We start from the raw sequence: 17,397 nt of genomic DNA, 5'->3' as shown, positions 1-17,397 counted from the left end.
AGGCACTGCGGCGAAAACCATGCGTTACTTGCGGTAACCACAGTCTGTTACCGGCAAGTAGGCACTGTCAACTGCCATGGAGCCGATCCGGCGCCCGCCTCGTGGAGTGTTACGTTGCGCGGGCGTGCAGGAGCGATGCGACGGCATCGCGTGGCCAGGGGTGGGAGAGACGACATGGAGACCGCACGAAGCTCCGAGCGACAGCGGACCGCGGCCGAGCGTCGTCGCCGCGAGTTGCTGGAAGCGGCGGACCGGGTGGTGCTCAGGGACGGACCGCAGGCCTCGATGAACGCCATCGCCGCCGAGGCCGGGATCACCAAGCCGATCCTCTACCGCCACTTCGGGGACAAGGGCGGCCTCTACCGCGCGCTGGCCAAGCGCCACACCGACGCCCTGCTCAGCGCGTTGCGCGCAGCCCTGGACGCTCCCGCCGAGCGGCGGGCACGGGTGGAGGCCACGCTCGACACCTATCTCGCCGCGATCGAGGCCCGCCCGCAGGTCTACCGCTTCCTGATGCACCCCGCCGACGGAGCGGCCGACACCGCCGACGCCTCCCTCTCCCCCGAGCAGGGCTTCGACGTCGGCCGGCACTCCGCACCGCTGCTGCGCCGCCTCGGCGAGGAGCTGGGCCAGGTGATCGTCGAGCGGGTCGATCTGGGGCCGGACAGCGAGCAGATGGCCCGCATCTGGGGCCACGGGATCGTCGGCATGATGCACGCGGCGGGCGACTGGTGGCTCGCCGACCGGCCCTGCTCCCGCGAGCGGCTGGTGAGCAGCCTCGCCGATCTGCTGTGGGGGCGGCTGGCGGAGGCGGGCGACCGCGACGTCAAGGGCGGCCCGGGATTCTGAGGCCATGGGATGCCGGGCTGCGGCGCCCGGTGTCGCTCAGCCCCGCCGCGCCCAGGGCGCCCGGCGCGCCGCGCGCAGCAGCCGGGAGCGCCGCAGCCCGGTCAGCCGGTCGGGGTAGACGGTGCCCTCCAGGTGGTCGCACTCGTGCTGGAGGCACCGGGCGAACCATCCCGTCCCGGCGATCCGGACCGGCTCGCCGGTCATCGTGAAGCCCTCGACGACCGCGTGGTCGAAGCGTTCCGTGCCCGCTTCCAGACCCGGAAGTGACAGACAGCCCTCCGGTCCGCGTACGGTGAGTCCGTCCGCCTCGACCAGTTCGGGATTGACCACGTGTCCCAGATGGCGGACATCGTCGTCGTCCGGGCAGTCGTAGACGAACACCTTGAGCGGGACGCCGATCTGGTTGGCGGCGAGCCCGACACCCTGTGCGGCGTACATCGTGGCGAACATGTCCTCGATCAGCTTCGCGAGCGACGGGCCGAAATCGGTGACGTCCTCGCAGGGCCGGTGGAGCAACGGGTCGCCGAGCAGACTCATCTCACGGACGAGTCCGGAACTGCCGGGGATCGGGCGGTTTCGCATGGCGGCAAGCGTACGTTCCGCCGGGGCCGGGGAGTTCCCGTGGTGCCGCGGTGCGGTCGGTGCGGCGGACATCGATAGGCTGGGCGCGGACCGATGCAAGGAGGATCTAGGACGATGGCAGGCAACACGGAGCCGTTGTCGCCGCGGGCCAAACTGGCCGTGACGGCGGGCAAGGCCGCGGCGGCGGTGTCACGCGCCGCGGGGCGGGGCAGCGGATCGGTGATCGGCGGCCGGGTGGCGCTCAAACTCGACCCCGACCTGCTGGGGCGGCTGGCGCAGCACCTGGACGTGATCCTCGTGTCGGCGACGAACGGCAAGACGACCACCACGCGGCTGATCGCCGAGGCGCTGCGGGCCGCCGGGCCCGTCGTGTCGAACGCGCTCGGCGCGAACATGCCCGCGGGCATCACCTCGGCGCTGGCCGGCGGCTCGGACGCGAAGTTCGGCGTGATCGAGGTCGACGAGAAGTATCTGGCGGGGGTGGCCCGGGACACCACGCCCAAGGCCATCGCACTGCTCAACCTCTCCCGCGACCAGCTGGACCGCGCGGCGGAGACCCGGATGATGGCCGAGCACTGGCGCGAGGGCCTGTCCGGCTCCAAGGCCGTGATCATCGCCAACGCGGACGACCCGCTGGTCGTCTGGGCGGCCTCCTCCTCGCCCAACGTGGTGTGGGTGGCGGCCGGCCAGGCGTGGAAGGACGACGCCTGGTCCTGCCCGTCCTGCGGCGGTGTGATGCAGCGCCCCGGCGACGACTGGTTCTGCGGGCAGTGCGGCTTCCGCCGTCCCGCCCCGAGCTGGGCGCTGAACGGCGACTACGTCCTCGACCCGCACGGTTCGGCCTGGCCGATCCACCTCCAGCTGCCCGGCCGCGCCAACAAGGCGAACGCCGCCAGCTCGGCTGCCGTGGCCGCCGTCTTCGGCGTGCCGCCGCAGGTCGCGCTGGAGCGGATGTACCAGGTGCAGGCGGTCGCCGGACGCTACGACGTCGTCACCTTCAACAACCGTGAGCTGCGGCTCCTGCTGGCGAAGAACCCGGCCGGCTGGCTGGAGACGTTCTCGCTGATCGACCCCCCGCCGACGCCGGTGATCCTCTCGGTGAACGCCCGCGGCGCGGACGGCACGGACACCTCCTGGCTGTGGGACGTGGACTACACCCAGCTCGCGGGCCACCCGATCTTCGTGCTCGGCGACCGGAAGCTGGACCTCGCGGTCCGTCTCGAAGTGGCCGGCCTCGACTTCCGGGTCTGCGAGAACCTCGACGAGGCCGTGCAGTACGCCCCGCCCGGCCGTATCGAGGTCATCGCCAACTACACCGCCTTCCAGGATCTGCGCCGCCGTGTCGGCAACTGACCCCGGCCCCGGCCATCTCCGGAGAGGACGAAGTATGAACAACGGTCTGCGTCTGGTCTGGGTCTACCCCGACCTGCTCAGCACCTACGGCGACCAGGGCAACGCCCTGGTCGTGGAGCGGCGGGCCCGGCAGCGCGGTCTGGACGTGCAGCGCGTCGACGTGCGCAGCGACCAGCCGGTGCCGACGTCCGGCGACATCTATCTGATCGGCGGCGGTGAGGACCGGCCGCAGCGCCTCGCGGCGGAGCGGCTGCGCCGCGACGGCGGGCTGGCCCGGGCCGCGTCCAACGGCGCGATCATCTTCTCGGTCTGCGCGGGCTACCAGATCCTCGGCCACGAGTTCGTCAACGACCTCGGCGAGCGCGAGCAGGGTCTCGGTCTGCTCGACGTGGTCTCCACCCGCGGCGAGGGCGCGCGGTGCGTCGGCGACGTACTCGCGGACATCGACCCGCAGCTCGGCCTGCCGCCGCTGACCGGGTTCGAGAACCACCAGGGCGTCACCCATCTCGGCCCGACGGCACGGCCGTTCGCCCGGGTGCAGTTCGGCCGGGGCAACGGCACCGGGGACGGCACGGAGGGCGCGTACAACGACACGGTCTTCGGTACGTACATGCACGGTCCGGTGATGGCCCGCAACCCGCAGATCGCCGATCTGCTGCTGAAGCTGGCCCTCGACGTGAACGCGCTGCCGCCGACCGACGACCGGTGGTACGAGGCGCTGCGCGCCGAGCGGATCGCCTCGGCGACCCAGCCCGCCTGAGGCGCATTCCGCTCGCATGAGCAAAGCTCTCCTGAGAGGGTCGACGCTCGGTTGAGCGACAGCCCGCCTGAGGGGTTTTTCGCTCGGTTGAGCGAAGTCCAGCAGGCGGACGGCCGGTTCGGTCCCGCCACCCTGCGCCGGTAGGGTGGCGGGGATCCAACCGGACGGCGTGGTCCGGTCGTCGACTTATACGTTGCAAAGGTTTCCGGGCCATGCGCATTGGCGTACTCACCTCCGGCGGCGACTGCCCCGGCCTCAACGCCGTCATCCGTTCCGTCGTGCACCGCGCGGTGGTGGACCACGGCGACGAGGTCATCGGCTTCCACGACGGCTGGAAGGGCCTGCTGGAGGCGGACTACCGCAAGCTCGACCTCGACGCGGTGGGCGGCATCCTGGCCCGCGGTGGCACGATCCTCGGCTCCTCCCGCGTCCAGCCCGCGCATCTGCGCGACGGGGTCGAGCGCGCCCGCGGCCATGTCGCGGACCTCGGCCTGGACGCCATCATCCCGATCGGCGGCGAGGGCACGCTGAAGGCGGCCAACCTCCTCTCCGAGGCCGGACTGCCCATCGTCGGGGTCCCCAAGACCATCGACAACGACATCGCCTCCACCGACGTCACCTTCGGCTTCGACACCGCCGTCGGTGTCGCGACCGAGGCGCTGGACCGGCTGAAGACCACCGCCGAGTCGCACCAGCGGGTGCTGATCGTCGAGGTCATGGGCCGTCACACCGGCTGGATCGCCCTGCACTCGGGCATGGCCGCCGGCGCCCACGCGATCGTGGTGCCCGAGCGCCCCTTCGACATCGACGAGCTGACCGAGCTGGTCGGCAAGCGGTTCTCGGCGGGCAAGAAGTTCGCCATCGTGGTGGTCGCCGAGGGCGCCAAGCCGCGCGAGGGCTCCATGCAGTTCGAGCAGGGCGTCAAGGACATCTACGGCCACGAGCGGTTCGCCGGGGTGGCCACGCAGCTCTCCGGTGAGCTGGAGCAGCGGCTCGGCAAGGAGGCCCGCCCGGTCATCCTCGGCCACGTCCAGCGAGGCGGCACACCGACCGCGTACGACCGCGTCCTCGCGACCCGGTTCGGCTGGCACGCGGTGGAGGCGGCGCACCGGGGCGAGTTCGGGATGCTGACCGCGCTGCGCGGCACGGACATCGTGATGGTCCCGCTGGCGGAGGCGGTCGAGACGCTGAAGACGGTCCCGGCCGAGCGGTACGCCGAGGCGGAGTGCGTGCTCTAGGACACCTCGTCAGGACACGTCCTGCCAGAACTGCCCCCGGCCGCAACCGCGACCGGGGGCAGTTCTACTCTGGACCGGACAACCGGCACGAAACGGGGACGTGTCCCCATCGGGAGTGAACAGATGGATCACAGCGGGCACGGCATGAACATGGATCTGCCGCCGTTCACGCTGGGACGGGGGCTGGAGCTCTCCGTCGAACCGTTCTTCCTGACCGGCTGCATCCTCGCGCTCGCCCTGTACGGGTACGGCGTGGTGCGGCTGCGTCGGCGCGGGGACGGCTGGCCGGTGAGCCGGATCGTGTTCTTCACGGTGGGCGTGCTGAGCATCGCGCTGGTGATGTGCACCAAGCTCAACGACTACGGCATGGTCATGTTCAGCGTGCACATGGTGCAGCACATGGTGATCAGCATGCTGTCGCCGATCCTGCTGCTGCTGGGCGCACCGGTGACGCTGGCGCTGCGCGCGCTGCCGCCGGCCGGCCGCGGCCGGACCGGGCCGCGCGAACTGCTGCTGAAGCTGCTGCACAGCCGCTACATGAAGATCATCACGCATCCGGTGTTCACGATCCCGCTGTTCATCGCGAGCCTCTACGCGCTCTACTTCACGCCGATCTTCGACTTCCTGATGGGCTCCAAGCCGGGTCACATCGGGATGATGGTGCACTTCCTCGCGGTCGGCCTGGTCTTCTTCTGGCCGATCATGGGTGTGGACCCGGGTCCGCACCGCCCCGGCTATGTGATGCGGATGCTGGAGCTGTTCGCCGGGATGCCGTTCCACGCGTTCTTCGGGATCGCGCTGATGATGGCGTCGACGCCGATGGTGAAGACGTACGAGAATCCGCCCGCCTCGCTGGGCATCGACGCCCTGAGCGACCAGAACTGGGCGGGCGGGATCGCCTGGGCGTTCAGCGAGATCCCCTCGGTGCTGGTGCTGATCGCGCTGGTCTACCAGTGGTACAACTCCGAACAGCGTGCCGCCCGGCGCTCGGACCGGGCCGCCGACCGCGACGGCGACAAGGAGCTGGCGGCGTACAACGCCTATCTCGCGTCTTTGCAGGCGCGCGGACAGTAGCGCGGAGGGCGCAAACGGGGTGACCATGGGGACAACGGCCGCGCGGCCGACGAGGAGCGTGCGCGCATGTCCGGATCGACGAAGACCATGGGGTACATGACCGTCGGGGCGCTGGTCGCGGTGACCGCGTACACGGTGGCGCTGGGAAGCAGCGGCTGGCTCTGGTTCGGCTGGGTGGTGCTGGGACTGTGCACCATCGGCATGCTGGCCACGCAGGACACCTGAGACGTCACGGCGGGTGACCACGCCTGACGGACCCGGAGCCGGGTAAGCGTCGGGAGACCGGTTCGCTACGGTCGCATGGTGGTGCCGGGACCCTGCGGGTAGGGACCCGGCACCACCATGACCTGGTAGTACGCAGTCCTGAGTCGGCCCGGCAGAGCGAGGTGCACCCACAAGGTGTTTTATTACGTCCTGAAGTATGTCGTTCTGGGACCCGTTCTGCGGCTCTTGTTCCGCCCCCGGATCGAGGGTCTGGAGAACATCCCGGAGGACGGTGCAGCGATCGTCGCGGGCAACCACCTCTCCTTCTCGGACCATTTCCTGATGCCGGCCATCCTCAAGCGCCGCATCACCTTCCTGGCGAAGGCCGAATACTTCACGGGCCCGGGGGTCAAGGGCCGGCTCACGGCCGCCTTCTTCCGCAGCGCGGGCCAGATCCCGGTGGACCGATCAGGCAAGGACGCCGGTCAGGCCGCGATCCGCGAGGGGCTGGGTGTTCTGAGCAAGGGCGAGCTGCTGGGCATCTATCCGGAGGGGACCCGCTCGCACGACGGCCGGCTCTACAAGGGCAAGGTCGGGGTGGCGGTCATGGCGATCACCGCGGGGGTGCCGGTGATCCCGTGCGCCATGCTCGGCACGTTCGAGATCCAGCCGCCCGGTCAGAAGCTCCCCAAGATCAAGCAGGTCGCGATCCGGTTCGGCGAACCGCTGGACTTCTCCCGTTACGCGGGCATGGAGGACCAGAAGGCCGCGATCCGTGCGGTGACGGACGAGATCATGTACGCGATCCTCGAACTCTCCGGTCAGGAGTACGTGGACGAGTACGCGGCCAAGGTGAAGGCGGCCGAACAGGCAGCAGCGCCGCCGAGGAAGTTCCCGAAGCTGCGACGCTGAGGGCTAATTCGCCACCGGCAGAGCGGCCTCGTCCCGGCGGGCGCACTCCCCTAGCGTCACTTCCATGAGCAACGGACACGCACGGGTACTGGGAGCGACGGGCCAGATCGGGCGGGCCGCGGTCCGCGCGCTGGCCGCCGACGGCTGGGACGTCACCGCGGCCTCGCGCGGCGGGGGCCGGGACGAGACGTGGGACACCGGGGTCCGGGCGGTGGCGCTCGACCGGGACGAGGAAGGGGCGCTGGAGAAGGCGCTGGGCGACGGCTGTGACGTCCTGGTCGACATGGTCGCGTTCGACGGCACGCACGCCCGGCAGTTGACCGCGCTGGCCGGCCGGATCGGCTCGGCGGTCGTCATCTCCAGCTGCGCGGTGTACGAGGACGAGCGGGGCCGCAGCTTCGACACCCAGGCCGAGCCGGACGGCTTCCCGCGCTACCCGGTGCCGCTGCCGGAGAGCCAGGCCACGGTGGCGCCGGGGGACGGCACGTACGGGACGCGGAAGGTGCTGCTGGAGCGGGAGCTGCTGGCGGCGGGCGAGGCGCTGCCGGTGACGCTGCTGCGCGCGGGCGCGGTCCACGGCCCGCACTGCCGCACCCCGCGCGAGCTGTACGTGGTGAAGCGGCTGCTGGACGGGCGGCGGCGCCGGGTCCTCGCGTACGGCGGGGAGAGCCGCTTCCACCCGGTGCATGTGTCCAACGCGGCGGAGCTGATCCGTCTGGCCGCCGGTAAGCCGGGTTCGCGTGTGCTGAACGCGGCGGACCCCGAGGCGCCCACGGTCGCGGAGATCGCGTCGGCGATCGACGCGGTGCTGGGGCGGGAGACGGAGACGGTGCTGATCGACGGCCCGGCGCCCGAGGGGCATGTGGGCGAGACCCCGTGGAGCGGCGCGCATCCCGTGGTCCACGACATGACGGCCGCCGGTGATCAGCTCGGCTACCGCCCCGTCACAGGCTATGTGGAGTCGCTGCCGGAGACGGTCGAGTGGCTGGCCGGGGAGCTGGCGGGGCGCGACTGGCGGGAGGCGTTCCCGAAGATGCTGAAGAACTACGGCGAGGGTCTCTTCGACTACGCGGCGGAGGACGCCTGGCTGGCGGCGTACGACCGGGGCCGCCACTGACAGCGGGCCCCCGGTCGTACGCCTCAGGGGCGTCCTACGGCTTCGGCGTGGCGTGCGGGGTGCACGTCACGTCGCGCCAGTCGGTCTTCCCGGTGAGCAGGTAGGTGTCCACCCGCTCGTTGACGCAGGGGTTGACCAGTCCGGTCACGCCGTGGGATCCGGCGTCCTTCTCGGTGATGAGCCGGGAGCCCTTGAACCGCTTGTGCAGTTCGACCGCGCCCGCGTACGGGGTGGCGGCGTCACGGGTGGACTGCACGATGAGGACCGGCGGCAGGCCCTTGCGGGTCTTCACGTCCAGCGGGGTCCGCTGCTTGGCGGGCCAGGTGGCGCAGGGCAGGTTCATCCAGGCGTTGGCCCACGTCATGAACGGGTACTTCTCGTGGAGCCGGGTGTTGTCCCGGTCCCAGGTGCGCCAGTCGGTGGGCCACTTGGCGTCGGCGCACTCGACGGCGCTGTAGACCGCGTTGCCGTTCTCGGATGCGGCGTTGCCCGCGAGGTCGCTCATGTCGGGGGCGGCGGCGTCGATCAGCGCCTGGGTGTCACCGGCCCGGTAGGCGCTCCACGTCTTGGCGGTGGGGGCCCAGGCGGAGTCGTAGTACGGGGCGCCCTGGAAGAAGCCGATGAGCTCGGCGGGTCCGACGACACCCCCGATGGGCTTCTTCTTCGCGGCGGCCCGCAGTTCCAGCCAGGCCTTCTCGACCTTCTGCGGGGTGTCGCCGATGCCGTAGACATCGTCGTGCTTCGCGACCCACGCCTTCCAGTCGTCCCAGCGCGTCTGGAAGGCGATGTCCTGGTTGAGGTTCGCCCGGTACCAGATGTTCTTCCGCGACGGGTCGACGACGCTGTCGACGACCATGCGCCGGACGTGGGTCGGGAAGAGCGTGCCGTAGACGGCGCCCAGGTAGGTGCCGTAGGAGACGCCGAGGAAGTTCAGCTTCTTCTCCCCGAGCGCGGCCCGGATGACGTCAAGGTCGCGTGCCGTGTTCGGCGTCGTCATGTGCGGCAGCATCTCACCGCTGCGCTCGCCGCACCCCTCGGCGTACTCACGGGCCAGCTTGCGCTGGGCGCGCTTGTCCGCCTCGCTGTCGGGGACCGGGTCGGCCTTGGGTGCCTTGACGAACTCCTGCGGGTCGACACAGGAGATCGGGGCCGAGTGGCCGACGCCGCGCGGGTCGAAGCCGACGAAGTCGTACGCCTTCGCGGTCTTCGTCCAGAGCGGGTTCTTGGCGGTGATCCGGGTGGGGAAGCGCATCCCCGAACCGCCGGGCCCGCCCGGGTTGTAGAGCAGGGCGCCCTGTCGCTCGGCCTTCGTGCCGGTGCTGACGTGCCGGTCGACGGCGAGCTTGATCTTCTTGCCGTGCGGCTTGGCGTAGTCGAGCGGCACGGTCACCCAGCCGCACTGGATGGGGGCGGTCAGACCCCAGTCCTCCGGGCAGTCCTTCCAGTCGATCCCGGCCTTCGCCGCCCGCTGCGCCGCGACGGCGACCCCGCGCGCCTCGGCGTCACCCCGGCCGTGGTGCCGGCCGTCGGCGCTCGCCGCGGGTGCGGCCATGGCCCCCGCTATGAGCGTGCCCGCGACGAGAGCCCCGGCCGAGCCGAGCACTGTCGTACGTCTCACGTGTATCCCCCTTCATCCGATCCGCCGCCGAGGGGGCGGCGTGGTCATCGGTACGTCGCGGGGATCCTTTCGTCTGTGAGGCACCTGGGGCCAGGGCGTACACCTGTTTCTTTACCGAACCCATAACCGGTGAAGGAAGTTCGCTGAGCGGACTCAGTCCTCTAAACCCGCCTTCAGTCCGTCCAGCAGTTCGCGCATCGCGTCGTCCAGGATTCCGCGCAGCAGACGGGCGTCCGCGGCCACCGCCGTCACCAGCACCGCGGGGCCGGCCAATGGCGTGAGGGCGGCGGTGGGGCCGAGGAGGCGGGCGGAGAGCGGCGCGTCCTCGAAGGACGGGTCGGCGAGGAGGAGTTGACCGACGGCTCGGTGGCCGGCGAGGACGGCCGGGCCGTCCCAGCCGTCGGGGGCGTCGGGGCCGTAGGCGAGTTGCTGGTCGAGGAGGGGGCGGCCCGCGCGGTGGACGGTGAGGCGGGTCGTGAGGGCGCCGGTGGGTTCGCCGTGGCGGCCGAGGATCTGTTCCTCGCGCAGCAGGAGGCGTGCGGTGGCGGCGAGTTGGACCCGGGTGGTCTGGTGCAGGCGGCTGCCGTGGGCGGAGACCAGTTGTTCGGGGAGCCAGTGCAGGGCCGCCCCCTCCCCCACGGTCAGGTCCACCGTGTACGTGGACGGGTCCGCGTCCGGCCGGGGGCCCGGGAGGGCGACGGTGGCCGCCGCCGCGTCGACGGTGAGGCGTGCACCGTCGGCGGCCTCGGCCTCGATGGCGAGGCGGTCGCCGTTCAGCGGGGCGCTCATCGCGCCGACCACGGTGACCCGGGCGAACGGGGAGTGCGGGGAACGGGTGCGGCGCAGGGCGAGCGGGCCTGCGCTCTCCAGGACGGGCAGGGCGGTGCCGCCCCGCCCGTCCGGCACCGCGCGGAGCCGGGCGCGCGCGTGGACGCTCACGCGGTCCAGGCGGCGAGCTGCGCGCGCACCCAGTCGGCGACCGGGCCTACGCCCTCGGCCGAGGTCAGGGAGGTGAAGGCGACGGGGAGGTCGCCGCGCTGCTTCTTGGCGTCCAGGGCCATCTGCTCCAGGTCGGAGCCGACGTAGGGGGCCAGGTCCGTCTTGTTGATGACGAGGAGGTCGGCGGTGGTGACGCCGGGGCCGCCCTTGCGCGGGATGTCGTCGCCGCCCGCGACGTCGATGACGAAGATCTGGGCGTCGACCAGCCCCTTGGAGAAGGTGGCGGTGAGGTTGTCGCCGCCGGACTCGACGAGGATCAGGTCGAGCGGGCCCACCGCGTCCTCCAGGTCCTCGACCGCTTCGAGGTTGGCGGAGATGTCGTCGCGGATCGCGGTGTGCGGACAGGCGCCGGTCTCGACGGCCTGGATGCGCTCGGGCGGCAGGACGGCGTTGTTGAGGAGGAAGTCGGCGTCCTCGCGGGTGTAGATGTCGTTGGTGACGACCGCGATGGAGAGCCGGTCGCGCAGTTCCCGGCAGAGGGCGGCGACGGTCGCCGTCTTGCCGGAGCCGACGGGGCCGCCGAGGCCGATGCGCAGGGCGCGCCGGGTGCCGTCGGGGCGGGTGGCGTCGGCGCTGACTGCGGCAGGGCCGTCGTGGGTGTGGCCGAGGTGCATGGGGACTCCCTGGGGTGGTCGAGCGGGTGGTTTCGGGGCTGTGGCGGTCGAGCGGGTGGTTACGAGGCGAACAGGCGGACCGGCCAGGCGGCGTGCGCCTCGGCGGTGATGTCGAGGAGCGGGGCCGAGGCGGCGGGCAGGGCGTCGATGCCCTGCCGGGCCGCCTCGGCGGCCTGTTCCGCGACCCGGTCCAGGTCCGGGGCGAGCCGGGCCAGGACGGCGGTGGCGTGGAAGGGGTCGAGGGAGAGGAGCCGGACGACGGCGGTGGCGGGCCCGCTGACGGTCTCGTACGCGACACAGTGGGCCGCGTCCTCGGGGCCGAGGCCCGCCGACCGCGCGGTGAGCCCGAGGACGACGGGCTGGTGGGCGCCGCGCGGCCGGGCCCGGGCGAGCGCGTCCAGTTCGGGGCTCGGCCAGGTGGCGCGGGCCGCCCGCATCATCTGCCGGCCCAGCTTGCGGGCGGTGGCCCGCAGCGCGGGCGAGGGCGTCCGGGCGTCGGCGGCCTCGTCGAGGGCGAGCGGGTCGAGGCCGTGGGCCGCCGCCGCGGCGAGGGCGGCGGCGGTGAGGCCCGCGGTGTGCAGACGGCCCCGGCAGAAGGCGGCGAGGGAGTCGGCGTCGCGGACGCGGCCCTCGGCGACGGCCGGTTCAGCGCCACCGGAGTGGGCGTGGCCTCCGGCGGGGAACCGGCCGTCGGCGAGGACGAGGAGAGCTGCGCGTGACATGGCGGCGGCCGTCCCTCAGAAGAGGAAGTAGCGCTGGGCCATGGGCAGTTCCGCCGCCGGGGCCGGCTCGACCGGATCGCCGTCGATGGTGACGGCGAAGCTGTCGGGATCGACCTCGACGCGGGGCACGGCGTCGTTCTCCCGCATGTCCGCCTTGGTGACCCCCCGGGTGCTGGTGATCGGTGTGAACCGCTTCTCCAGGGCGAGCCGTTCGGGCAGCCCGTCCTCGATGGCGGCCGCGGAGACGAAGTTGAGGGAGCCGCGCGCGGCCGCCCGGCCCAGTGCGCCGAACATCGGGCGGGGCATGACCGGCTGGGGCGTCGGGATGGAGGCGTTGGCGTCGCCCATCTGCGCGTACGCGATCTGGCCTCCCTTGATGACGGTCTGCGGCTTCACGCCGAAGAACGCCGGGTCCCAGAGCACGAGGTCGGCGAGCTTGCCGGTCTCCACGGAGCCGATCTCGCCGCCCATGCCCTGGGCCACGGCCGGATTGATGGTGTATTTGGCGACATAGCGACGGACCCGGTGGTTGTCGGCACGGCCGTCCCCGGGCAGGGCTCCGCGCCGCTTCTTCATCACATGGGCGGTCTGCCAGGTCCGCAGGATCACCTCGCCGATCCGCCCCATGGCCTGGGAGTCCGAGGAGATGATCGAGATGGCGCCGAGGTCGTGGAGGATGTCCTCGGCCGCAATGGTGGAGGGCCGGATCCGGGACTCGGCGAACGCCAGGTCCTCGGGGACGGCGGGGTTGAGGTGGTGGCAGACCATCAGCATGTCGAGGTGTTCCTCGATGGTGTTGACGGTGTGCGGCCGGGTGGGGTTGGTCGAGCTGGGCAGGACGTACGGTTCGGAGACCACGCTGATGATGTCGGGCGCGTGCCCGCCGCCCGCCCCCTCGGTGTGGTACGCGTGGATCGTCCGGCCTGCGATGGCGGCGAGGGTGTCGGCGACGAACCCGGCCTCGTTGAGGGTGTCCGTGTGGATGGCGAGCTGCGCACCGGTCCGCTCGCAGACGGTGAGGCAGGCGTCGATCACTGCGGGCGTGGCGCCCCAGTCCTCATGGATCTTGAATCCCAGGGCCCCGCCGCGCAGTTGGGAGTACATGGCGTCCTGCGACATCGTGTTGCCCTTGCCGAGCAGTCCGATGTTGACGGGGAAGGTCTCCAGCGCCTCGAACATCCGGGCCAGGTGCCAGGGGCCGGGGGTGACGGTGGTGGCCTTGGTGCCTTCGGCGGGGCCTGTGCCGCCGCCGACGAGGGTGGTGATGCCGCTGGAGAGCGCTTGGTCGACGAGGGTGGGCGAGATGAAGTGGACGTGGGCGTCGACCGCCCCGGCCGTGAGCAGTTTTCCATTGCCCGCGATGACCTCGGTCTCGGGGCCGATCACCAGGTCGGGGTGGACGCCGTCCATGGTGTCCGGGTTCCCGGCCTTGCCGATGCCGGTGATGCGGCCGTCCCGGATGCCGATGTCGGCCTTGACGATGCCCCAGTGGTCGATGACGACGGCCCCGGTGATGACGGTGTCGGGCGCGCCCTCGGCCCGGGTGGTGCGGGCCTGGCCCATGGACTCGCGGATCACCTTGCCGCCGCCGAACACCGCCTCGTCGCCCGCGTTTCCGGGGCCGCCGGAGCGGTCCTCCTCGATCTCGACGAGCAGATCGGTGTCGGCGAGCCGGATCCGGTCGCCGGTGGTGGGCCCGAACAGGTCGGCGTACACCGCCCGCTTGAGGTCAGGCATCGAGGGCACCTCCGGTTTCGCCGCGCAGACCGGGGACCACGCGGCGGCCGGCGAGGGGGACGAGTTCGACGTCGGCGGGGATGCCGGGTTCGAAGCGGACCGCCGTACCGGCGGCGATGTTCAGCCGCAGGCCGTGGGCGGCGGCGCGGGCGAAGTGCAGCCCGGGATTGGCCTCGGCGAAGTGATAGTGGGAGCCGACCTGGACGGGGCGGTCGGCGGCGTTGAGGACGGTGAGGCGGGTGACCGGTCGCCCCTCGTTGACGGGGATGTCCCCGTCCCCGTACAGGATCTCTCCGGGAATCATCGACACGCCCCCGTCAGACGATCGGGTCGTGGACGGTGACGAGCTTCGTGCCGTCGGGGAAGGTGGCCTCGACCTGGACGTCGTGGAGCATCTCGGGGATGCCTTCCATCACGTCGTCGCGGGTGAGCAGCTTCCGCCCCGACGCCATGAGTTCGGCGACGGTACGGCCGTCCCGGGCGCCTTCCAGGAGGTGGGCCGTGATCAGGGCGACGGCCTCGGGGTGGTTGAGCTTCAGCCCGCGCGCCCGGCGCTTCTCGGCCACGTCGGCGGCCACATGGATGAGCAGACGCTCCTGCTCGTGCGGGGTCAGTTGCACGCTTCCACCTCATCGTCTTCCGCCCGGTTCCTGGCTCCGGACGCAGCGGGACCCTATCCCCGTTCAACAACTCGTTGAACGGGAACGACGGCCTCGCGACCAGGCATTGCACGTTAGGGCGGAAGTTTTTCCATTGCGTTAACTGATCTTTTGCGGGGTGATGGACATCAGCCCGCGCAACCCCTTCTCCACCACCTCGGGGCGCACGTCCCCGAAGAGCGCCTCCTGGACGAGGAAGCCCTGCGCCACCGCGATCATCGTGCGCGCCACGTCCTCGTCGGACACGTCACCCTCCAGGATCCCGGCGGAGCGGTAGGCGTCGACGAGCTTCCCCCAGGCGAGGCGCATGGAGGCGTACCCCTCGCCGAGGAGGGTGGCGAGGCGTTCGTTGCGCAGCGTCTCGGACCAGAGCTGGACCACGAGCGCGGCGAACGTACGACGCTGCAGCCCGTACACCTGGCCTCCGAGCACGCCGCCGAGCGCCCGGCCGAGCAGCACGTCCGGGGTGGGCGGCGGCGACATGCGGGAGGCCTCCTCGAAGGAGCCGCGAATGACGCCGAAGGTCTCCTCGGTGATGGCCGCGATGATGTCCTCCTTGCCGGGGAAGTAGCGGTAGACCGCTCCGGCGGACAGGCCCACTTCCTTGAGGACGTCCTGCATGGACGTGCCGTGGAATCCGTTGCGGGCGAAGCAGCGCGCCGCGCCGTCGAGGATCTGACGGCGGCGGGCGTCGAGGTGTTCCTGGGATACGCGGGCCATGACATCAATCTAAAACGAACGTTCCTTCTTGACAATCGAACGAGGCGTGCCGACAGTGGGAATCGACCGTAAAACGAACGATCCTTCTTTTTGATCTCCCGCTCGTCGCCTTCCCGTCGCACGAATCGAGGCCCTCATGTCCGCCGCACCCAACCGCCGCGCGGTAGCGGTGATCCTGCTGATCCCCCTGATGGTGACCCTCGCCCTGTGGGCCTTCGCCTGGCCCGCCGCCCGGATCGCGCCGCGCGACCTCCCGGTCGGCGTGGCGGGCGCGGCGCCGGCCGCCGAGCAACTGGAGCAGCGGTTCGAGCAGCGCGACGGCGCCTTCGAGGTGCACCGTTACACCGACGAGGCCGCCGCCCGGGCCGCGATCGAGGACCGGGTCGTATACGGAGCGGTCGTCGCCACCCCGCAGGGGCCGCACCTGCTCACCGCGTCGGCGGCGAGCCCGGTCGTCTCCCAGCTGCTGCGCGAGGCCGTGACCGCGTCCGCCCCGGAGGGCACGCGGGTCGAGGTCACCGATGTGGTCGCCGCACCCGCCGGGGACCCGCGCGGCAGTGCGCTCGGCGCGAGCGTCCTGCCCCTGGCCCTGGCGGGAATGGCGGCCGGAGCCGTCGTCACCCTCATGGGGCTGCGCGGAGCGCGCGGCGCGTTGACCCTGCTGGCGGCATCCGCACTGGTGGGGCTCGCCGCCGCGGCCGTGACGCACAGCTGGCTCGGCGTGGTCACGGGCGACTGGTGGACGGAGGCGGGAGTGCTCGCACTCACCGTGCTGGCCATCGGATCGGCGGTGGCGGGGCTCGCCGCCCTGTTCGGGCCGCGCGGTATCGGGCTCGGTGCCCTACTGATGGTGCTGCTGGGCAACTCCTTCTCCGGTGTCACCAGCGCGCCGCAGTTGCTGCCCGAGCCCGTCGGGGCGATCGGCCAGTGGCTGCCGCCGGGCGCGGGCGGTTCCCTGCTCCGCTCGGTCGCCTTCTTCGACGGGAGCGCGGCGGGCGGGCCCCTTCTGACGCTCTCGCTGTGGTCGGCCCTCGGACTGGCGGCGGTGCTGCTCGCCCGGCGGACGCCGAAGCCCGTCGAGCCGGCGCCCGCCGAGCCCGCCCTGACCGGCTGAGCACCGGGTCCGGACGCGCCGAGCCGGGTGCCCCTCCTCAGGGAGGGGCACCCGGCTTCGCGCTGTCGTGGGTCGGGGTCGCGGTCACGGACTGGTCCGGTCCGGTCGGAGCGTCAGCCGTTCCGGCCGTTGCCGTTGCCGTCACCATCGCCGCCGTGGGGGCGGTGCTCGGCGGCGATGCCGAACCTGCGCCGTTCGCCCTGAGCGGAGGGCGCGGAGCCGATCGAGGAGACCGAGCTGATCACCTGCTCCTCGGCTGCGGACTCCTCCGCTTCGAGTCGTTGCAGGTCAGCGGCGGAAACCAGGGCGATGAGCGGCTTGCCGTGCCGGGTCACCACGACCCGTTCACCGCCGTAGACGACGCGGTTGATCAGTTCGGCGAGCTCCGCCCGTGCTTGCGTCACCGGAATCTCGTAGGCCATAGTCACCATCATAACCTTCTGTACGTCCTGTACATTTTTTACGGATGGCCGGACGCCCAGACGGATGGTCAGCTCCAGGAGAGAGGCACGCCATGCCCCGCCCCGCCGCCCGCTACGTCCTTCCCGAGTTCACCGAGCGCACCGCGACCGGGACCCGGACGCAGGACCCGTACTCCAAGCTGCTGTCCGAGCGGATCGTCTTCCTCGGGAGCCCGATCGACGACACCGCGGCGAGCGACCTCATCGCCCAGCTCATGTATCTGGAACACGCAGATCCGGACCGGCCCCTGTCGCTGTACATCAACTCCCCCGGCGGTTCGTTCCAGGCGATGGCGGCGGTCTACGACACGATGCAGTTCCTGACCTGCGAGGTGGAGACCTTCTGCCTCGGGCAGGCCGGCTCCTACGCGGCGGCCCTGCTGGCGGCCGGGGCGAAGGGGCGGCGACATGCACTGCCCGGCGCGCGGGTAGTCATTCAGCAGCCCGCGCTGGAGGAGCCGATGCGGGGCCAGCCGTCCGACCTGGAGATCCACGCGCACGAACTGGTGCGCACCCGCGAGATGTTCGCGGCCATGCTGGTCCGGCACACGGGCCGGACCGCGGAGCAGATCACCGCCGACATCGAGCGCGACACCATCCTCGACGCGAAGGCCGCCCTCGCCCACGGGTTGGTCGACCACGTCGTGGAGAACCGCTGACTCAC

Annotated in this window: 20 protein-coding genes; 10 read left to right on the top strand and 10 right to left on the bottom strand. The window is 71.4% G+C overall.

Translation table 11 applies throughout. The features are described from left to right. Positions 1-174: 174 nt before the first annotated feature. Complete coding sequence (locus IE140_RS30465) at positions 175-849, top strand: TetR/AcrR family transcriptional regulator (RefSeq protein WP_032765662.1); 675 nt, start codon at positions 175-177, stop codon at positions 847-849. A 36-nt stretch (positions 850-885) separates the two neighbouring features. Here IE140_RS30465 and def read toward each other — a convergent pair whose 3' ends face one another. After that, positions 886-1,431 carry a peptide deformylase gene (def, locus tag IE140_RS30460; protein ID WP_150193585.1) on the bottom strand — a complete coding sequence of 182 codons (546 nt, stop codon included), beginning with the start codon at positions 1,429-1,431 and terminating at the stop codon, positions 886-888. A 114-nt stretch (positions 1,432-1,545) separates the two neighbouring features. Between def and IE140_RS30455 the strand changes: the two genes are divergently transcribed. The 7 genes from IE140_RS30455 (at position 1,546) to IE140_RS30425 (ending at position 8,089) form a co-directional block, all read left to right on the top strand. After that, the gene (locus IE140_RS30455) at positions 1,546-2,784 is read left to right on the top strand and encodes a MurT ligase domain-containing protein (RefSeq protein ID WP_006122874.1); all 1,239 of its coding nucleotides are present in this window, start codon (positions 1,546-1,548) and stop codon (positions 2,782-2,784) included. A gap of 34 nt (positions 2,785-2,818) precedes the next feature. Further along, a complete protein-coding gene (locus IE140_RS30450) occupies positions 2,819-3,544 on the top strand; it encodes a type 1 glutamine amidotransferase (protein ID WP_030713988.1) in 726 nt (241 codons plus the stop codon). Positions 3,545-3,756: 212 nt separating this feature from the next. Continuing rightward, entirely contained in the window at positions 3,757-4,782 is a 1,026-nt protein-coding gene (locus IE140_RS30445; RefSeq protein WP_018516056.1) for a 6-phosphofructokinase, read from the top strand. 123 nt (positions 4,783-4,905) lie between these two features. Next, the gene (locus tag IE140_RS30440; protein WP_010062344.1) at positions 4,906-5,856 is read left to right on the top strand and encodes a cytochrome c oxidase assembly protein; all 951 of its coding nucleotides are present in this window, start codon (positions 4,906-4,908) and stop codon (positions 5,854-5,856) included. A 66-nt stretch (positions 5,857-5,922) separates the two neighbouring features. After that, positions 5,923-6,081: a hypothetical protein gene (locus IE140_RS30435; RefSeq protein ID WP_006122878.1), complete on the top strand. Its 159-nt coding sequence runs from the start codon at positions 5,923-5,925 to the stop codon at positions 6,079-6,081. A 174-nt stretch (positions 6,082-6,255) separates the two neighbouring features. Then, positions 6,256-6,972: a lysophospholipid acyltransferase family protein gene (locus IE140_RS30430; RefSeq protein ID WP_093436906.1), complete on the top strand. Its 717-nt coding sequence runs from the start codon at positions 6,256-6,258 to the stop codon at positions 6,970-6,972. Positions 6,973-7,036: 64 nt separating this feature from the next. After that, positions 7,037-8,089 (top strand): NAD-dependent epimerase/dehydratase family protein, encoded by a 1,053-nt coding sequence (locus IE140_RS30425; RefSeq protein WP_150193586.1) that lies wholly within the window; start codon positions 7,037-7,039, stop codon positions 8,087-8,089. A gap of 34 nt (positions 8,090-8,123) precedes the next feature. Here the strand turns inward: IE140_RS30425 and IE140_RS30420 are convergent, their stop codons facing one another. The 8 genes from IE140_RS30420 to IE140_RS30385 form a co-directional block, all read right to left on the bottom strand. After that, positions 8,124-9,707, bottom strand: coding sequence for an alpha/beta hydrolase (locus IE140_RS30420; RefSeq protein ID WP_229826954.1), 1,584 nt, complete (start codon positions 9,705-9,707; stop codon positions 8,124-8,126). 153 nt (positions 9,708-9,860) lie between these two features. Next, positions 9,861-10,646, bottom strand: coding sequence for an urease accessory protein UreD (locus tag IE140_RS30415; protein ID WP_150193587.1), 786 nt, complete (start codon positions 10,644-10,646; stop codon positions 9,861-9,863). After that, positions 10,643-11,320: an urease accessory protein UreG gene (gene ureG, locus IE140_RS30410; RefSeq protein ID WP_032778603.1), complete on the bottom strand. Its 678-nt coding sequence runs from the start codon at positions 11,318-11,320 to the stop codon at positions 10,643-10,645. Before ureG ends, IE140_RS30415 begins: the two co-directional genes overlap by 4 nt. A gap of 59 nt (positions 11,321-11,379) precedes the next feature. Next, the gene (locus IE140_RS30405; protein ID WP_032778602.1) at positions 11,380-12,042 is read right to left on the bottom strand and encodes an urease accessory protein UreF; all 663 of its coding nucleotides are present in this window, start codon (positions 12,040-12,042) and stop codon (positions 11,380-11,382) included. 15 nt (positions 12,043-12,057) lie between these two features. After that, positions 12,058-13,779: an urease subunit alpha gene (locus IE140_RS30400; protein WP_093436916.1), complete on the bottom strand. Its 1,722-nt coding sequence runs from the start codon at positions 13,777-13,779 to the stop codon at positions 12,058-12,060. Next, positions 13,772-14,083 carry an urease subunit beta gene (locus IE140_RS30395; protein WP_150193607.1) on the bottom strand — a complete coding sequence of 104 codons (312 nt, stop codon included), beginning with the start codon at positions 14,081-14,083 and terminating at the stop codon, positions 13,772-13,774. Before IE140_RS30395 ends, IE140_RS30400 begins: the two co-directional genes overlap by 8 nt. A gap of 13 nt (positions 14,084-14,096) precedes the next feature. After that, positions 14,097-14,399 carry an urease subunit gamma gene (locus IE140_RS30390; RefSeq protein WP_010070010.1) on the bottom strand — a complete coding sequence of 101 codons (303 nt, stop codon included), beginning with the start codon at positions 14,397-14,399 and terminating at the stop codon, positions 14,097-14,099. Between the two features lie 138 nt (positions 14,400-14,537). Further along, positions 14,538-15,158, bottom strand: a complete 621-nt coding sequence (locus IE140_RS30385; RefSeq protein WP_150193588.1) for a TetR/AcrR family transcriptional regulator — start codon at positions 15,156-15,158, stop codon at positions 14,538-14,540. 136 nt (positions 15,159-15,294) lie between these two features. Here IE140_RS30385 and IE140_RS30380 point away from each other — a divergent pair, with 136 nt between their 5' ends. After that, the gene (locus IE140_RS30380; RefSeq protein ID WP_150193589.1) at positions 15,295-16,272 is read left to right on the top strand and encodes an ABC transporter permease; all 978 of its coding nucleotides are present in this window, start codon (positions 15,295-15,297) and stop codon (positions 16,270-16,272) included. A 113-nt stretch (positions 16,273-16,385) separates the two neighbouring features. On the opposite strand, the gene IE140_RS30375 is transcribed toward IE140_RS30380, so the two are convergent. Beyond that, complete coding sequence (locus IE140_RS30375) at positions 16,386-16,694, bottom strand: type II toxin-antitoxin system Phd/YefM family antitoxin (protein ID WP_093436924.1); 309 nt, start codon at positions 16,692-16,694, stop codon at positions 16,386-16,388. A 92-nt stretch (positions 16,695-16,786) separates the two neighbouring features. Here IE140_RS30375 and IE140_RS30370 point away from each other — a divergent pair, with 92 nt between their 5' ends. Then, on the top strand, positions 16,787-17,392 hold the full coding sequence (locus tag IE140_RS30370; protein ID WP_150193590.1) for an ATP-dependent Clp protease proteolytic subunit: 606 nt from the start codon (positions 16,787-16,789) through the stop codon (positions 17,390-17,392). Positions 17,393-17,397 lie beyond the last annotated feature (5 nt).

Origin of the sequence: Streptomyces parvus (genome assembly GCF_014648875.1) — a bacterium.
In the GTDB taxonomy this organism is placed as follows: Bacteria; Actinomycetota; Actinomycetes; order Streptomycetales; family Streptomycetaceae; genus Streptomyces; species Streptomyces parvus.
The sequence above is the reverse complement of the archived record's forward strand: the minus strand, read 5'-3'. Positions and strand labels throughout refer to the sequence as shown.

Excerpts from the sequence above, each read along its gene's own strand:
- ureG (WP_032778603.1), bottom strand. The coding sequence starts at position 11,320 with ATGCACCTCGGCCACACCCACGACGGCCCTGCCGCAGTCAGCGCCGAC.
- IE140_RS30370 (WP_150193590.1), top strand. The coding sequence starts at position 16,787 with ATGCCCCGCCCCGCCGCCCGCTACGTCCTTCCCGAGTTCACCGAGCGC.
- IE140_RS30435 (WP_006122878.1), top strand. The coding sequence starts at position 5,923 with ATGTCCGGATCGACGAAGACCATGGGGTACATGACCGTCGGGGCGCTG.
- IE140_RS30440 (WP_010062344.1), top strand. The coding sequence starts at position 4,906 with ATGGATCACAGCGGGCACGGCATGAACATGGATCTGCCGCCGTTCACG.
- IE140_RS30400 (WP_093436916.1), bottom strand. The coding sequence starts at position 13,779 with ATGCCTGACCTCAAGCGGGCGGTGTACGCCGACCTGTTCGGGCCCACC.
- IE140_RS30455 (WP_006122874.1), top strand. The coding sequence starts at position 1,546 with ATGGCAGGCAACACGGAGCCGTTGTCGCCGCGGGCCAAACTGGCCGTG.
- IE140_RS30425 (WP_150193586.1), top strand. The coding sequence starts at position 7,037 with ATGAGCAACGGACACGCACGGGTACTGGGAGCGACGGGCCAGATCGGG.
- IE140_RS30380 (WP_150193589.1), top strand. The coding sequence starts at position 15,295 with ATGTCCGCCGCACCCAACCGCCGCGCGGTAGCGGTGATCCTGCTGATC.
- def (WP_150193585.1), bottom strand. The coding sequence starts at position 1,431 with ATGCGAAACCGCCCGATCCCCGGCAGTTCCGGACTCGTCCGTGAGATG.
- IE140_RS30445 (WP_018516056.1), top strand. The coding sequence starts at position 3,757 with ATGCGCATTGGCGTACTCACCTCCGGCGGCGACTGCCCCGGCCTCAAC.
- IE140_RS30375 (WP_093436924.1), bottom strand. The coding sequence starts at position 16,694 with ATGGCCTACGAGATTCCGGTGACGCAAGCACGGGCGGAGCTCGCCGAA.
- IE140_RS30405 (WP_032778602.1), bottom strand. The coding sequence starts at position 12,042 with ATGTCACGCGCAGCTCTCCTCGTCCTCGCCGACGGCCGGTTCCCCGCC.
- IE140_RS30385 (WP_150193588.1), bottom strand. The coding sequence starts at position 15,158 with ATGGCCCGCGTATCCCAGGAACACCTCGACGCCCGCCGCCGTCAGATC.
- IE140_RS30395 (WP_150193607.1), bottom strand. The coding sequence starts at position 14,083 with ATGATTCCCGGAGAGATCCTGTACGGGGACGGGGACATCCCCGTCAAC.
- IE140_RS30465 (WP_032765662.1), top strand. The coding sequence starts at position 175 with ATGGAGACCGCACGAAGCTCCGAGCGACAGCGGACCGCGGCCGAGCGT.
- IE140_RS30450 (WP_030713988.1), top strand. The coding sequence starts at position 2,819 with ATGAACAACGGTCTGCGTCTGGTCTGGGTCTACCCCGACCTGCTCAGC.